15 protein-coding genes are annotated in these 14419 nt (G+C 59.8%); 7 read left to right on the top strand and 8 right to left on the bottom strand.

Features of this window, described 5'->3' with window-relative positions; translation table 11 throughout:
• Window positions 1-6: 6 nt before the first annotated feature.
• The gene (gene pcsA / locus HJB82_RS04870) at window positions 7-735 is read right to left on the bottom strand and encodes a phosphatidylcholine synthase (RefSeq protein ID WP_207584203.1); all 729 of its coding nucleotides are present in this window, start codon (window positions 733-735) and stop codon (window positions 7-9) included.
• 349 nt (window positions 736-1084) lie between these two features.
• On the opposite strand from pcsA, the gene HJB82_RS04865 reads away from it, so the two are divergent.
• Window positions 1085-1897, top strand: a complete 813-nt coding sequence (locus HJB82_RS04865; protein ID WP_003539571.1) for a ferredoxin--NADP reductase — start codon at window positions 1085-1087, stop codon at window positions 1895-1897.
• A gap of 49 nt (window positions 1898-1946) precedes the next feature.
• Here HJB82_RS04865 and HJB82_RS04860 read toward each other — a convergent pair whose 3' ends face one another.
• Window positions 1947-2561, bottom strand: coding sequence for a GntR family transcriptional regulator (locus HJB82_RS04860; RefSeq protein WP_207584202.1), 615 nt, complete (start codon window positions 2559-2561; stop codon window positions 1947-1949).
• A 261-nt stretch (window positions 2562-2822) separates the two neighbouring features.
• Between HJB82_RS04860 and HJB82_RS04855 the strand changes: the two genes are divergently transcribed.
• From HJB82_RS04855 to HJB82_RS04835, 5 genes are all read left to right on the top strand, one after another.
• Window positions 2823-3779: a LysR family transcriptional regulator gene (locus tag HJB82_RS04855; protein ID WP_207584201.1), complete on the top strand. Its 957-nt coding sequence runs from the start codon at window positions 2823-2825 to the stop codon at window positions 3777-3779.
• 185 nt (window positions 3780-3964) lie between these two features.
• Complete coding sequence (locus tag HJB82_RS04850; protein ID WP_207584200.1) at window positions 3965-4978, top strand: amino acid ABC transporter substrate-binding protein; 1014 nt, start codon at window positions 3965-3967, stop codon at window positions 4976-4978.
• Between the two features lie 51 nt (window positions 4979-5029).
• Entirely contained in the window at window positions 5030-6217 is a 1188-nt protein-coding gene (locus tag HJB82_RS04845; RefSeq protein ID WP_207584199.1) for an amino acid ABC transporter permease, read from the top strand.
• A 1-nt stretch (window position 6218) separates the two neighbouring features.
• Window positions 6219-7358 carry an amino acid ABC transporter permease gene (locus HJB82_RS04840; RefSeq protein ID WP_221132598.1) on the top strand — a complete coding sequence of 380 codons (1140 nt, stop codon included), beginning with the start codon at window positions 6219-6221 and terminating at the stop codon, window positions 7356-7358.
• Window positions 7359-7497: 139 nt separating this feature from the next.
• Entirely contained in the window at window positions 7498-8724 is a 1227-nt protein-coding gene (locus HJB82_RS04835; protein WP_207584197.1) for a MalY/PatB family protein, read from the top strand.
• An 18-nt stretch (window positions 8725-8742) separates the two neighbouring features.
• Here the strand turns inward: HJB82_RS04835 and HJB82_RS04830 are convergent, their stop codons facing one another.
• The 5 genes from HJB82_RS04830 to HJB82_RS04810 form a co-directional block, all read right to left on the bottom strand.
• Window positions 8743-9945, bottom strand: coding sequence for an ABC transporter permease (locus tag HJB82_RS04830; RefSeq protein ID WP_207584196.1), 1203 nt, complete (start codon window positions 9943-9945; stop codon window positions 8743-8745).
• On the bottom strand, window positions 9935-10651 hold the full coding sequence (locus HJB82_RS04825; protein WP_221139641.1) for an ABC transporter ATP-binding protein: 717 nt from the start codon (window positions 10649-10651) through the stop codon (window positions 9935-9937). Before HJB82_RS04825 ends, HJB82_RS04830 begins: the two co-directional genes overlap by 11 nt.
• 12 nt (window positions 10652-10663) lie before the next feature.
• A complete protein-coding gene (locus HJB82_RS04820) occupies window positions 10664-11956 on the bottom strand; it encodes an efflux RND transporter periplasmic adaptor subunit (protein ID WP_221115956.1) in 1293 nt (430 codons plus the stop codon).
• 159 nt (window positions 11957-12115) lie between these two features.
• Complete coding sequence (locus tag HJB82_RS04815; RefSeq protein WP_207584193.1) at window positions 12116-12490, bottom strand: GFA family protein; 375 nt, start codon at window positions 12488-12490, stop codon at window positions 12116-12118.
• 10 nt (window positions 12491-12500) lie between these two features.
• Window positions 12501-12710 carry a hypothetical protein gene (locus HJB82_RS04810; protein WP_164015325.1) on the bottom strand — a complete coding sequence of 70 codons (210 nt, stop codon included), beginning with the start codon at window positions 12708-12710 and terminating at the stop codon, window positions 12501-12503.
• 374 nt (window positions 12711-13084) lie between these two features.
• On the opposite strand from HJB82_RS04810, the gene HJB82_RS04805 reads away from it, so the two are divergent.
• On the top strand, window positions 13085-13267 hold the full coding sequence (locus tag HJB82_RS04805; protein ID WP_221115955.1) for a hypothetical protein: 183 nt from the start codon (window positions 13085-13087) through the stop codon (window positions 13265-13267).
• Between the two features lie 58 nt (window positions 13268-13325).
• Here the strand turns inward: HJB82_RS04805 and HJB82_RS04800 are convergent, their stop codons facing one another.
• Window positions 13326-14405 (bottom strand): ABC transporter ATP-binding protein, encoded by a 1080-nt coding sequence (locus tag HJB82_RS04800; protein WP_221139640.1) that lies wholly within the window; start codon window positions 14403-14405, stop codon window positions 13326-13328.
• Window positions 14406-14419: the final 14 nt, after the last annotated feature.

Raw genomic sequence — 14419 nt, 5'->3', positions numbered from 1 at the left:
CTTGTCCTATGCTTCGCGTCCGAGAGCGGGGAAGAATTGCAGCACCGCACCGATGACGTAAAGATAGAGCCCGGTCACGATGAAGAGAATGAGCGCCCATTCGGGTGTGTCGAAGTGCATCAGCAGCGAAAAGATGCCCAGCGCCGACCACAGGAAGAAGACGCCGAGATTGAGCGGGCGCAGCCTTTTGACGCGGACCGGGTGCAGGAAATTGATCGGCAGGAAGGTCAGCACCACCGAAACGATGACGACGGCGAGCGCCGTCGTCGCGCTGGCATCGATGACGAACAGCGTGAAAACGATCATGTTCCAGACGACAGGGAAGCCGGAGAAGAAGTACTCCTCGGTCTTCATGCCCATATCGGCATAGTAAATGGCGCTTGAGATGACGATCATGCCGGCGGCGACGAAGGACCAGGGCTCGCCGATCATGCCGCTCTGATAGAGCGCGAAAGCCGGCAGCAGCACATAGGTGACGTAGTCGATGATATTGTCGAGCGTATCGCCAGACCAGTTCGGCAGCACTTCCTTGACGCGCACCTTGCGGGCGATCGGCCCGTCTATGCCGTCGACGAGAAGGGCAAGGCCCAGCCACCAGAACATGTCGATGAAGCGGTGCTCGGCGGCGGCAACGACGCCGAGAAAGGCAAGGAAGGAGCCGGAGGCCGTCAGGATATGGACGGAAAAGGCGCGCATCTCCGCGTAAGGAACACGCTTGTACTTGAAAATCTTCATATTCCCCCGACCGCCCTATCGCGCTCGCCCCGGCAAGCATCTTTTTTCGCCAACTATCACCGGACCCCTCTTCCTGAATCGGGTCCCGACGCCGTAGGTCTTTGTTGTCGCACCGTTTTTGCCGAAAACCGGCATCGATATCAGGCGCGCCGCCCTAATATGCATCCTTTGCCGGGCTTCGCCAGCGGGAAATACGACATTGCCCGCGAGCCATTGAATCCTGACAATGGCATGCATATTTCCCTTCAGGAGTGGTGCGTGGAATGGAATACCTTTAATTCGGGCGCGATTTGTAATATCTCGCTCGCATCCGACAGTTCATCCGACGAATACGGGATCCGCTACCGCAATGAACGCGCCTGCAAAGACCGAAGACTTCGCCTTGTCCATCCCCGCCGGCGTCTATGCCGAGACGGTGCTCGATGTCACGCACTATACCGACCGGCTCTTCCGCTTCACGATGACCCGGCCGCAGGGCTTCCGTTTCCGTTCCGGCGAATTCGCGATGATCGGCCTGATGGTCGAGGGCAAGCCGGTATTCCGCGCCTATTCGATCGCCAGCCCAGCCTGGGCCGAAGAGCTTGAATTCTTCTCGATCAAGGTGCCGGACGGCCCGCTCACCTCGCATCTGCAGGCAATCAAGCCGGGCGACCAGGTACTGATGCGCAAGAAGCCCACCGGCACGCTGGTGCTCGATGCGTTGACCCCTGGCCGCCGTCTCTACATGTTCTCGACGGGAACGGGCATTGCGCCTTTCGCCAGCCTGATCCGCGATCCCGAGACCTATGAGAAGTTCGAGGAAGTCATCCTCACCCACACGACACGCGATGTCGCCGAGCTGAAATACGGCTTCGACTTGGTGCACGAGATCCAGAACGACGAGTTGCTGAAGGAAGTCGTCGGCGACAAGCTGCGGCATTATCCGACGGTCACGCGCGAGGATTTCGAATATCGCGGCCGCATCACCGACCTGATCTCCTCCGGCAAGCTGTTTACCGATCTCGGCGTGCCGCCGCTCGACCCGGTGATCGACCGCGGCATGATCTGCGGTTCCTCGGCGATGCTGAAGGATACCAAGGAACTGCTCGAAAAGGCCGGCCTCGATGAAGGCGCCAATAGCAAGCCCGCCGAATTCGTCATCGAACGCGCTTTCGTCGGCTGACGTTTTCCGACAATCAGATCTGACAGCGGCTCCGGAAACGGGGCCGTTTCTATGTCTGGGCGAGATAGTCGATCAGCACCGCCATCGCGGCGCGCGCCTCATCCTGATTGCCCTGATGGATGGCGCGGATGACGGCGACATGCAGCGCGATGGCGCGATCCATGCGCTCCGGGCTTGCCGTCGAATACCAGAGGCGACGTGAATGCGTCTGCACCGGGCCGAGCGCTGCCATGATGAAGCCGTTCGGGCAGGCCTCCTCAAGGATTTCGTCGAAAGCCTTGTCGGCGGCGAAGAAGCCGGCGAGATCGCCGGTGACGGCGCATTCCTCCATCGCACGCGCGCAGTCGATGAGGCGTTCACGCTGCTCGTCGGTTGCATGTTCGGCAACGAGGCTAGCTGCGATCGGCTCCAGCTCGCGGCGCACCTGCATGACATTGCCGTGGTCTTCCGGCGCGATCTCGGCCACCTGCAGCCCGACGCGCGGCTTCACCAGGATCAGCCCCTGCCAGGCAAGCTTCTGGATCGCCTCGCGCACCGGCGTACGCCCATGGCCCGCCATATCGATTAGCTGTTTTTCGGTAACCAGCGCCCCGGGCTTCAGCGCCAGCGTGACGATCAGATGCTCGAGCGCGAGATAAGCTAGATGGCTCTGTGACGTCTGCATGCTGGAGTCCAATGCCACTGATATATCTTATGTGCGTGCCGCATCCGGCGCGGTCATCTGATATATCATCATGCCGACAACATGTTAACCACCCGTCTCAAGGCTAAGTGCCCATGAAGGATGGCTTCGTGGAAGCCTATCCCTTCAGCGTTCAGTGCCATCGAACTCGCTATGAGATATCGACGTCCCGCACCCGACGATTGTCATGCGCGAGACGAAATGCTTCGATGGAAGCCATGAGGCAGTTTCATGGAGTCTGGAATGTCTTCTGACGACGTTGATCTCAATCTTCTGCGCGTATTCGATGTCCTGATGCAAGAGCGGAGCGTGACGAGCGCTGCCGATCATCTGGGCCGGACCCAATCCGCGGTCAGTCACTCGCTCGCCAAGCTTCGCATCATTTTCAAGGACGAGCTTTTTACCCGCGACGGCGGATTGATGAGGCCAACGCCGCGCGCATTAGAGCTTATCGGGGGCATATCTGATGCCCTCGGAAAAATTCGCACGTCGATCGGACGATATAAAGTCTTCGACCCGGCAACGACCGAACGTAAGTTCCGCGTGGGGCTCACCGACTATCATGCGATGATTTTCCTCCCGGGTCTCATCCGGGAATTCTCCAGACAGGCGCCACACGCCACCCTGAATGTCATCCCTGCGAACCGCGCCGAAGCCGAAAGCGCAGATTATTTCCGCCAGGTCGACTGCACTTTGACGGGCGCAAGTCTGAAAGACGACCCCAACCTGACAAAAACCGAGCTTGGACAGGACAGGATGCTGTGTGCCGTTTGGAGTGGCAGCCAAATCGCCAAGGTTCCGTTGAGTTTGGAAGATTACCTTACAGCCTCTCACCTTCAAATTTCCGCCGATGGTCTTTCTGAGGGGTTGGCGGATGGGGCACTCAAAGAGCGTGGCCTTAGGCGAAAGGTCGTTGCAACCATTTCGAACTACTTGGTGATGCCCTGGGTGCTCAGAGGGACCGACTTGATCACGCATTGTGGCGACGGCATTTTTCAAATGCTTGATGAAGCAAGCGAGGTGACACTCCTGTCGCCGCCTATTCCCATTCCCTCAGTCAGCACGAACCTCGTCACTCATCGGCAGATGTCTGCCGATCAGGGAACACTCTGGCTGCGTCGATTGATAACCGAATTGTACCACGCCGCTCAAATCAGAAAAAACGAACTCATACTGGCAAACAATATCGTCGCGCGATGAGGAGCGTCGACAAGCATCCAAGCGTCATCATCCGGCTGTGTGCCCGGCGTTAGATATGGATGCGAGGAAATTACGGCCGCGGCACCGAATGAATTTCATTCATAAAGTTGATGACGACAATCAATTTGACGATTAGCCGCCAGCGAGCCACCCTCTTTTACAGAATTAAAAAAGGGGATCATTCAATGCGAAAATTACTGGCTACAGTTTTCGGCGCAGCAATCGCCGCCCATGCATGCCCCGTCTGGGCGGGGACATTGGACGACGTTAAGGCAAAAGGTGTGCTCACATGTGGGACAAATCCGGCAACGGCGGGTTTCAGCGTCCCTGACAACGATGGGAAATGGACAGGCTTCGTCGTCGACTACTGCCGTGCTGTGGCCGCTGGCGTCCTCGGCGATGCCACGAAGGTCAAGTTCATACCGCTCAACGCCAAGGATCGATTTACTGCGCTCCAGTCCGGTGAGATCGACATCCTGGCCCATAATGCGACCTGGACATCCTCGCGCGACACCTCCCTTGGTATCATCTTTGCCGGCACTTATTTCTACGACGGCCAAGGCTTTATGGTTCGCAAGTCCGAGAAAATACAGTCTGCTAAGAATCTGGATGGTGCTTCGATTTGCGTTTCGCAGGGGACTACTGCCGAGTTGAACCTTGCCGACTATTTCCGCACCAACGGCATGAGCTACAGTGCCGTCGGTTTTGCGGATGAAGAGGCTGTTATCAAGGCCTACGAAGAAGGGCGTTGCGACGTTTTTTCCGCAGACACATCGAGCTTGAACGCTGCGCGCATTCGTATGGCGAAGCCCGAAGAGAATGTTGTGCTCCCTGAAATCATTTCGAAGGAGCCGCTGGGTCCGGCAGTCCGCCAGGGTGACGACCAGTGGCTGAACGTCGCCAAGTGGACGCTCAATGTTATGCTGGCTGCCGAAGAATTCGGCGTCACCTCGAAGAATATCGACGAAATGAAGCATTCCGACGATCCGAACATTCGCCGCCTCCTGGGCGTCGAAGGAAGCTTCGGCAAGGACGTCGGGCTCGGAGAAACCTGGTCTCAGGACATCATCAAGCAGGTCGGCAACTATTCCGAGATTTTCGAGCGTTCGATCGGCAAGGAATCTCCCTTAAAGATAGAACGTGGCGTGAATGCGCTCTGGAACGCCGGTGGCCTTCAGTACGCACCCCCCATCCGTTGATCCACGAGGCCGCCACGAGGAGCGGCGGCCTCTTCATAGTTGGAGGAACGAATGGTTGCCATCTCTCAGCCTACGCAGGTGCGCAGGAACTTCTCGTTCTATGACAAAAAGCTTCGCGGGATCGCTTATCAAACCGCATTGGCTGTGAGCCTTGCAGTGATCATCGCCGGGGTTGCAACCCAAACTGTTTCCAACATGAAACAGCGCGGCATTCCTCTTACCTTTGATTTCTGGAAGCAGACGTCAGGCTTCCAGATCAATCAGACGCTGATCCCATACGACAGCTTATCGACGTACGGCCAGGCTTTTTGGGTGGGTGTTGCCAATACGCTCCTGGTCAGCGCAATCGGTATCATGCTTGCCACGGTCATCGGCTTCCTCGTCGGTATTTCTCGCCTTTCCGCCAACTGGATAGCAGCCAAGGTCGCGGCCTCATATGTCGAAGTCATCCGCAATGTCCCGCTGCTGCTTCAACTTCTGTTCTGGTACAATGCAGTCCTCAAGCCGCTGCCTGCTCCAAAGGCATCGATCTCCCTTCCAGGGGGAATCTACCTCAACAACCGCGGAATAATAATGCCGGCGGTTGAGCTTCAGGCAGGGGCCGGCTGGATCGGTGTGGCAGTTGTTGCCGCGGTGGCTGTGGCTGTCGCATTTGGAGCCTACACTCGGACGGTCCAGAAGCGAACGGGCAAGCAGCTTCCGATCTTACTCGTCACCCTAATCGCCCTTATCGGGCTGCCCCTGCTTGCTTCTCTGGTGGTGGGCAACCCCTGGACCTTCATCTATCCGGAATTGAAGGGTTTCAATTTCCGCGGCGGCCTGCAAATCTATCCCGAGTTCGCGGCTCTCCTGATCGGTCTTTCTGTCTACACCGCGTCATTCATCGCCGAGATCGTCCGTGGCGGCATTCAGGCCGTTTCCAGGGGGCAGACAGAAGCAGCCCACGCACTCGGTTTCTCGAACGGCAAAACGTTGCGCCTCGTTGTGGTCCCGCAAGCTTTGCGGATCATCATCCCGCCTCTGACCAGTCAATATCTGAATTTGATCAAGAACTCGTCGCTCGCTGTTTTCATCGGTTATCCCGACCTCGTTCAGGTCTTCGCAGGATCGGTGCTCAACCAAACGGGAGCGGCGGTCCAGGTGATGGCCATAACGCTCGCAGTCTATCTCGTCATCTCCTTGATCACATCGGCCGCCATGAACGGCTTCAATCAGCGTTTCGCGCTCGTGGAGAGATGAGATGAACGAAACTCTTCATGCACCGGCTCCATATCAGCATGAATATCTGCCTGCTGTCCCGCCTCCGGGCGACATCCAGCCCGGCCTCGTGACTTGGACACGAAAGAACCTGTTCTCAAGTCCCTTTTCCTGCCTGTTGACCGTGTGCTTCACCGGTCTGGCGGTGTGGCTCGTTTCGCAATTCCTGAGCTTTGCGTTGTTTAAGGCGGTGTGGAGCGGTGACAGCGAAGCCTGTCGCATCAATCCCGACGGTGCATGCTGGTCCTTTATCGGCGCTAAACTGAACTATCTTCGCTATGGAGCATATCCAGCAACCGAGCGCTGGCGCGTCGACTTAACGCAGGTGGTTGGTGCTTCCTTGATCGGTTGGCTCCTATGGCGGAATGCCCCGCGTCGGAACATGGCAGCACTGCTGTTTTTCGGAATCTATCCCATTGTGGCGTTTGCGCTGCTTCGTGGCGTGGCAACGATTGGCCTACCGGTCATAGACACCACCCTCTGGGGCGGGATGATGATCACCCTCTTGATGTCCGTCATAGGGATCGTGTTTTCGCTGCCATTTGGTATCGTTCTCGCGCTCGGCAGACGTTCCGAACTCCCTATCGTCAAAGCCGTTTGCGTCTTCTATATCGAGGTTGTCCGAGGCGTACCGTTTATCACCGTGCTCTTCATGGCGAACTTCATGATGCCCCTCTTCGTGCCTGAGGCGCTTACGCCGGACAGGCTTTTGCGCCCGATGATCGGCACTGCCCTCTTCTCCGCGGCTTACATGGCCGAGGTGGTGCGTGCCGGCCTGCAGGCTATCCCCAGTGGGCAATACGAAGGCGCTCAGGCTCTGGGCCTCGGCTACTTCACGATCATGCGGCTCATCATCCTGCCTCAAGCGCTCGCGATCGTGATTCCCGGCATCGTTTCGACATTCATAGGACTTTTCAAGGATACGACGCTCGTCGCGATTGTCGGCATAGCGGACTTCCTGCGAGCGATTGAAACGGCCCGCATCGATCCGACCTGGGCGGGGCCAACGATCTCGTCAACCGGCTACCTATTCGCCGCGGTTGTCTACTGGATCTTCTGCTTTGGGATGTCTCGGTATTCCATGTCCGTGGAACGTCATCTCGCGCGCGGTCACAAATCATAGGAAATCTCGATGCTGGACAATCCGAAATACGCGCCGGCTGGTGACGTCGAGACCGCAGTTGAGCTTCAGGCCTGAGGTGATCGTCCCGCCCGTTCAATCGCGCGGCTGGCGCACACATTACTACTAGGAATCTAAGCCGATGATACAGTCACGTGTGCCGGCGACCAGGAAACTGGCCGCTACGGAGTTGAGCTTTGATGTTGTTCATGATCGCAGCCAGTTCGGGTCAGCGAAATGGGCCAACCAATGGGATGAATTCTCTCCCCGCGTCGAGGGCGATGGACTGGTGTCGCTTTGGACGGCCGACATGGACTTTCGTGCCCCAGAGCCGGTGATTGCACGCCTGCGCGAGGCCGTTGACCATGGTATTTATGGCTATACGAAGCGCGATCCGCACCACTACGAAATCGTAAAATCGTGGTTCGAGCGCCGCCACGGCTGGAACGTTGATATCGAGACGCTGCTTCCTGCTCCGGCGATCATGCCCTCAGTCGCGGTGATTTTACGCACCTTTACGCAGCCCGGTGACGGCGTCATCGTTCAAGCTCCGGTCTATTCCCCATATTTCCAAGTCATCCGCGAGAACGGCAGGAACCTCCTCATCAACCGCCTGAGGCTTGTGGACGGCGCCTACGAGCTCGATCTGGAGGATTTTGAACGGCAAGCTGCAAGCGGTGCCCGCGCATTTTTATTGTGCAATCCGCACAACCCTGCTGGAAAGGCCTGGACACGTGAGGAGCTTCAGAGCCTCGACGCGATGTGTGAGCGCCATGGCATTCTGGTCATCTCCGACGACATTCACTGCGATATTCGACTAAACGACCGCCCCCACACGGTATACTCCTCTATCAGCGACGCCGCGGCAGCGAAATCCTTCATCTGCACTGCTCCGACCAAGACATTCAACTTGGCCGGTGTACCTGCGGCTACCCTCTCGGTTGCGGACCCGAAACGCCGCGAGGAGCTGTTCCAAGCCATGCAAGCATCGTTCATGCTGAACGCGAATTATTTCGGGCGGTTAGCACTTGAAATCGCATATAGCTCGGGCGATCAGTGGCTCGACGGCCTTACATCCTATGTCCAGGAGAATGTCGATCTCGTATCGAGCATCGCGGCCAGCGATCTTCCGGGCATCAGGCCCATGCGACCGGACGCATCATATCTGATCTGGCTGGACGCACGGGGGTTAGACGCAAAAGTGGGAGGCGTTCATCGATTCTTCGTCGAACGGGCTGGGGTCAACTTGTACGATGGACGCGTCTATGGGCCAGGTGGAGAAGGCTTCATCCGCCTCAACGTCGGTTGTCCGCGCTCAGTCCTCGCGGAAGCGTTGGGACGCATGGCACGCGCCCTTGCATCTCTCTAGCCATTGGTCGCCCGCCTTTTACTCATGCCGCAGCGCCTCGATCGGATTGAGCTGTGCCGCCCGTCTTGCCGGGAAATAGCCGAAGATCATGCCGATTGCGGCGGAGAAGAGGAAGGCGACGGCGACCATCATCGGGCTGAAAACGAAGGGGACTTTTAGGAGCGTCACCGCGCCGAAGCCGAGGCTCAGGCCAAGCACGATGCCGGTGATGCCGCCGAACAGTGACAGCGCCACCGCTTCGACCAGGAACTGGGTCAGCACCTGGTTTTCGAGCGCGCCGATCGCCAGGCGAATGCCGATTTCGCGGGTGCGCTCGGTGACGGAGACCAGCATGATGTTCATGATGCCGATGCCGCCGACGAGCAGGCTGATGGCGGCGACGGCGCCGAGCAGGCCGGTCAGCAACGTCGTCGTGCCGGTCATCGCCTCGGCGATCTGGGTCATGTCGTTGACGTTGAAATCGTCCTGCCGGCCGGGCACGATCTTGCGGCGCTCGCGCAGCAGATCTTCGACATCGGACTGCACCTTGGCTGTGGAGACGCCGTCGCGCGCCGAGATGATGATCTGCGGCACGTTGCTGTTGCCGCTGATGCGCCGCTGGAACACCTTGACCGGCATGATGACGACATCGTCCTGGTCGGTGCCCATGCCGGACTGGCCGCGCTTGGCGAGCACGCCGATAACCGGGCATGAAACCTTACCGACGCGGATCTGCTGACCGATCGGATCGGCGGCGCCGAAGAGCTGCGAACGCACCGTCTCGCCGATGATGCAGCGGGACTGGCCGCGTTCCTCGGCGGGGGTAAAATTGCGGCCGAGCGCCAGGCTCCAATCCTGCGCCACGAAATAGTCGTTGGTGGTGCCGGAGACGCTGGTCGAATGGTTCTGGCCGCCAAAAATCACGGTCGCGGTGGACTGGTTGAGCGGCGCCACGGCTCTAAGGCCGCCGATCTGATCGCGGATGGCGGCGACATCCTTGACGCTGAAGCGTTTGGCCTCGGAGCTCGCCCGGCCGGGGCCGAACTGGCCGGGGCGGACGAACAGCATGTTGGTGCCGAGCCGCGACAGTTCGGTCGAGACCTGTGCGGTCGTGCCATTGCCGATCGTCACCAGCGCGATAACGGCGGCGACGCCGATGACGACGCCGAGCACAGTCAGGAACGAGCGCAGCATGTTTCGGCTGATGGCGCGCAGCGCCAGCTTCAGCGTCTCAAAGAACATGATCCGCCCTCCTGCAATGCTCGACCTCGGTCTCCAGCTTGCCGTCGACGAACCTGAACAGCCGCTGCGCATAGGCGGCGATATCGGGTTCGTGCGTGACCATGACGATGGTGATGCCCTGCTCGCGGTTCAGCCGGGTCATCAGATCCATGATCTCGATGCTGGTTTTCGTGTCGAGATTGCCCGTGGGCTCGTCGGCGAGCAGCAGCGCCGGTTCGGTGACGATGGCGCGGGCGATGGCGACGCGCTGCTGCTGACCGCCCGATAGTTCCTGGGTCTTGTGATGTTCGCGGCCGGACAGCCCGACCAGCGCCAGGGCTTCGCGGGCTCGTTCGCGCCGCTCGCGCACCGCCATCCCGCGATAGATCAGCGGCAGCTCGACATTTTCGACGGCCGAGGTGCGCGACAACAGGTTGAAGCCCTGGAAGACGAAGCCGAGCATATGGCGGCGCAGAAGCGTCAGCTGGCTTCGGTCGAAGCCACTGGTCGGAATACCTTCGAAGATGTAATCGCCAGCACTCGGCACGTCGAGGCAGCCGAGGATGTTCATCGCCGTCGACTTGCCGGAGCCCGATGGGCCCATGATCGCGACGAATTCGTGAGTGTTGATTGCAAGGTCGACATGGTCGAGCGCGCGGATCGCCGCTTCGCCTTCGCCGTAGATTTTCGAGACCTGCCTGAATTCGATGAGCGGCGGGCTTGCCATCCGTCTCTCCGCCTAGTTCGCACGCGTCGTGGCGTCGGTCACCAATGCGTCGTTTTCCTTGAGGTCACCGGAGGCGACCTGGGTGAACTGACCGTCGGACGAGCCGACCTGGATGACGACAGGCGTGGGCCGGCCGTCGCGCAGCACCCAGACGCGCCGCTGCGCTCCCGTCAACGCCTGACCTGAATTGCCGCCGCGCTGACGTGGTGGGCCGAAGATCCCGAAAATGCCGCGGCCGCGCCTTTCGGCTTGCGGGGGGGCATAACGTAGCGCGGTGTTCGGCACCATCAGCGTGTCCTTGACAGCTTCGACGGTGATGTCGGCCGTCGCCGTCATGCCGGGACGCAGCAAGAGGTCGGCATTGTCGACGGAGAGGACCGCCTTATAGGTCACAACATTGTTGACCACTTCGGAGGCGAAGCGGATCTGCTCGATCTCAGCCGGAAAGCTCCGGTCGGGATAGGCGTCCACTGAAAACTTCGCCTTCTGGCCGACAGCGATCTGGCCGACATCGGCCTCGTCGACATCGACCTGCAGCTCCATCTTCTTCAAATCGCCGGCGATGGTGAAAAGGATCGGCGCCGAAAGCGAGGCTGCGACCGTCGCACCCGGATTGACGGCACGGGTGAGGATCACGCCGTCGATCGGCGAGATGATCTTCGCCTTGGCGAGATTGACCTCGGCAAGCTGCAGATCGGCCTCCGAGGCCAGGACCTCGGCTTCGTTGATCTGTTTGGCGGCGACGGCGGAATCATATTTGTAGCTGGCGTCGTCGAGGCTCTGCTGGGTGGAGACGTTGCTCTTGACCAGGCTCTTCAGCCGCTCGAGCGAGGTGCTTGCTGATTGCAGGTCGGCATTGGCCTTGGCGACATTCGCCTTGGCCGAATTGAGCTTGGCGCGTGAGCTCTTCACATCCGCCTCGAGCTTGTTGGTGTCGAGTTGCGCCAGCACGTCGCCCGATTTGATCGTGCTGTTGTAATCGACGTTGACGTCGCGGACCGTGCCGGAAAGTTCGCTCGATATATCGACCTGCTCGGTCGGCTGCACCGAGCCGGTGGCGGTGACGAGCACCGTCAGGTCGCCGCGTTTTGCCGGCTGGGTGGCATAGCTCACTTCGCTTTGCCCGCGCCCCACATAGAAGTATGCGGCGCCGGCTGCAGCGGCGACGAGAATCAGCAGAATAAGCAGACGTCCGCGCCAGCGGCTGCGCTTGCCCTGCCGTCCCGATGCGGCAAGGACCGCTGCGAGATCGGACGCGCCGTTTGTCTCTGCCCCGGTCTTCTTGCTGGCTCCGGTATCGTTCATGTCATCCTCGATCAGTCGGGAGCCGTCTCGGCCCCGCTGCGAAATAAGCACAGCGCAGATGAACCGGGCATTAGCATTGCCGCCGAAGTGGCACGGAATTGCGGACGGGGGAAATGAAATATTGGTAAGGAAAGTCAAGTTTTGGCGGGGAAGCGCACGTCAGTCAGCATCTTCGGCATATTGCCCCGCGCCCGGCAGCGGATGCAGCCAGGGCTCGCGCCGTTTAATCCAGACTTCGTAGTCCGGCGCAAGGTCGCTCGGCGGATCGTCGAGCGAGCCGAGGCGGATTTCTGTCGTCTCCTGCTGCAGGCAGAACAGCCTGCCGCCGCAGGCGGGGCAGAAGCTGCGACCGGCGAAGGTGGCGATCTCGCCGCTGTGGGAAAAAGCCCGGCGCGGCCAGACCGCGAAGAAGACGAAGGCGGAGCCGCTCGATTTGCGGCAATCGGCACAGTGGCAGAGGCCGACACGAAGCGGTTCGCCTTCCACGCGATAGGCAACCGCCCCGCATAGACAGCTTCCGGTGCGGATCCTCATGGGGCGGCCGTCAGGCGTCGAGACTGGTGGGCAAGCCCGGCGGGCGCCGCTTGGCCGCCATCAGCAGATCGAGTTCGGTTGCGGAGGGGCCGAACTTCTCGTAGAGGCGCTTGGCCTCCTCGTCATCAAGCCGGTATTTCCTGGCAAATTCGCTGATGCTATAGGGGCGCCCACGCAACACTCTTCGCGCCGGGGTCGCCGTATTCGGTGCGTCGGACATCGGTTTCTCCTTTCTTTGCATGCCTTTTAAGCTAGTGCGACAAGGTCAATTGGAAAGAGGCGGCGGGCTGCAGCGGCTCTTCCGGCATGGGTGGATCGGGTGGATTGCGGAACCTTCCCGCCACCACCGGCATTGTCAAAGCGAGGTTGCGGGCCGCGCTAAGCGGACGCGACGGTGCTGGAGAACATCGGGATTTTTCCGCTTTCTCCCGATGGCCAACGAAATGGCAGGCGAGCTCCCTACCCGCCCGGTCCGCTTCCTCATCGCTGTTTTCGAAACGAGATCACGAAATATTAAAATTGGGAACACATGCGCCTCAGCGAGGTTTTTCCCTCGGGGTCGACGTGGCCTCGTTCAAACCGAAGGAGAACCGTATGGCAAACCAAGGTGGAACCCACGAACAGCACGTCAAAGCTGGGCAGCAGAGTCACAAGAACGACTCCAACGCCCGCAGCTCCTCTTCAGGTGGCAGCGACGCGCAGTCCAGCGGGACCCGCGGCGGCAGCCATGAACAGCCTGTAAAAGCTGGTCAACAGAGCCACAAGAACAGCCAGTAAAGCTGTCTTGATTTGAAAATTCCCGGCTCGCGCTTCGGCGCGGGCCTTTCTTGCGCGCTCAAGACAGACGTCGGCCGTCCTCGCCAAAGAGGTGCAGCACAGTGGGATCGAGATGGAGCGGCAGGCTGTCGCCTGATTTCATCCGTTGTTGGCCGGCAAAAACGGCGATGAGCTTCTTTCCACCTGCGTCGGCGTGGACGACGGTCTCCGAGCCCAGTTCCTCGACAAGAGTGATGCGGGTGTCCAGCTTGCGCGCACCAGTTCCATCGGCAAGGGTGATGTGCTGGGGCCGGATGCCGATGCTGACCCTTTCGCCGATTGGGCGCGTCTCTTTGGCAATCACCGAGAGACGGTGGCCGCCGACGGTTTCCACCTCGGCGAAACCATTCTCATGGCCGATGATCGCACCTTCCAGGAAATTCATGTGCGGCGCGCCGATGAAACCGGCGACGAAGCGGTTGGCCGGCGTGTTGTATAGTTCCAACGGCGTTCCCACCTGCTCGATCCTGCCGCTTCGAAGCACGACGATGCGGTCGGCAAGCGTCATCGCCTCGACCTGATCGTGGGTGACGTAGATCATCGTCGCCTTCAGGCGGGCGTGGAGGGCGGCGAGTTCGGCGCGCATGCTGACCCGGAGTTCGGCGTCGAGATTGGACAATGGCTCGTCGAGCAGGAAGGCATCCGGCCGGCGGACGATGGCGCGGCCGATCGCCACGCGCTGCCGCTGGCCGCCGGAAAGCTGACCGGGACGGCGCTGCAGGAAGGGCTCGATTTCCAGCATGCGGGCGGCGTCAGCGATGCGCGCTTCGATCTCGGCCTTGGCCACCTTGGTATTCTCCAAACCGAAGGCCAGGTTTTCCCGCACGCTCATATGCGGATAGAGCGCATAGGACTGGAAGACCATGGCAAGGCCGCGGTCGGCGGCGCCGATCTCGGTCACATCCTTGCCGTCGATAGCGATGCTGCCGCCTGTGGGCTTGTCGAGGCCGGCGATCAGACGTAGCAGCGTCGATTTCCCGCAACCGGAAGGGCCGACGAAAGCGACGAACTCGCCATCGTCGACGGCAAGCGAGACATCACGGATGACCTCGACGGTGCCGAAATTCTTGACAATGTTCCTGAGCTCGAGCCCGCTCATGCACTCTCCTGTTT

Origin of the sequence: Rhizobium sp. NZLR10 (assembly GCF_019685125.1) — a bacterium.
In the GTDB taxonomy this organism is placed as follows: Bacteria; Pseudomonadota; Alphaproteobacteria; order Rhizobiales; family Rhizobiaceae; genus Rhizobium.
This window is presented reverse-complemented; position numbering and strand designations above follow the sequence as displayed.

Coding starts and splice junctions, on each gene's coding strand:
- HJB82_RS04800 (WP_221139640.1), bottom strand. CDS start 14,405: ATGAGCGGGCTCGAGCTCAGGAACATTGTCAAGAATTTCGGCACCGTC.
- HJB82_RS04830 (WP_207584196.1), bottom strand. CDS start 9,945: ATGTTCTTTGAGACGCTGAAGCTGGCGCTGCGCGCCATCAGCCGAAAC.
- HJB82_RS04835 (WP_207584197.1), top strand. CDS start 7,498: ATGATACAGTCACGTGTGCCGGCGACCAGGAAACTGGCCGCTACGGAG.
- HJB82_RS04850 (WP_207584200.1), top strand. CDS start 3,965: ATGCGAAAATTACTGGCTACAGTTTTCGGCGCAGCAATCGCCGCCCAT.
- HJB82_RS04855 (WP_207584201.1), top strand. CDS start 2,823: ATGTCTTCTGACGACGTTGATCTCAATCTTCTGCGCGTATTCGATGTC.
- pcsA (WP_207584203.1), bottom strand. CDS start 735: ATGAAGATTTTCAAGTACAAGCGTGTTCCTTACGCGGAGATGCGCGCC.
- HJB82_RS04825 (WP_221139641.1), bottom strand. CDS start 10,651: ATGGCAAGCCCGCCGCTCATCGAATTCAGGCAGGTCTCGAAAATCTAC.
- HJB82_RS04865 (WP_003539571.1), top strand. CDS start 1,085: ATGAACGCGCCTGCAAAGACCGAAGACTTCGCCTTGTCCATCCCCGCC.
- HJB82_RS04845 (WP_207584199.1), top strand. CDS start 5,030: ATGGTTGCCATCTCTCAGCCTACGCAGGTGCGCAGGAACTTCTCGTTC.
- HJB82_RS04810 (WP_164015325.1), bottom strand. CDS start 12,710: ATGTCCGACGCACCGAATACGGCGACCCCGGCGCGAAGAGTGTTGCGT.
- HJB82_RS04840 (WP_221132598.1), top strand. CDS start 6,219: ATGAACGAAACTCTTCATGCACCGGCTCCATATCAGCATGAATATCTG.
- HJB82_RS04805 (WP_221115955.1), top strand. CDS start 13,085: ATGGCAAACCAAGGTGGAACCCACGAACAGCACGTCAAAGCTGGGCAG.
- HJB82_RS04820 (WP_221115956.1), bottom strand. CDS start 11,956: ATGAACGATACCGGAGCCAGCAAGAAGACCGGGGCAGAGACAAACGGC.
- HJB82_RS04860 (WP_207584202.1), bottom strand. CDS start 2,561: ATGCAGACGTCACAGAGCCATCTAGCTTATCTCGCGCTCGAGCATCTG.
- HJB82_RS04815 (WP_207584193.1), bottom strand. CDS start 12,490: ATGAGGATCCGCACCGGAAGCTGTCTATGCGGGGCGGTTGCCTATCGC.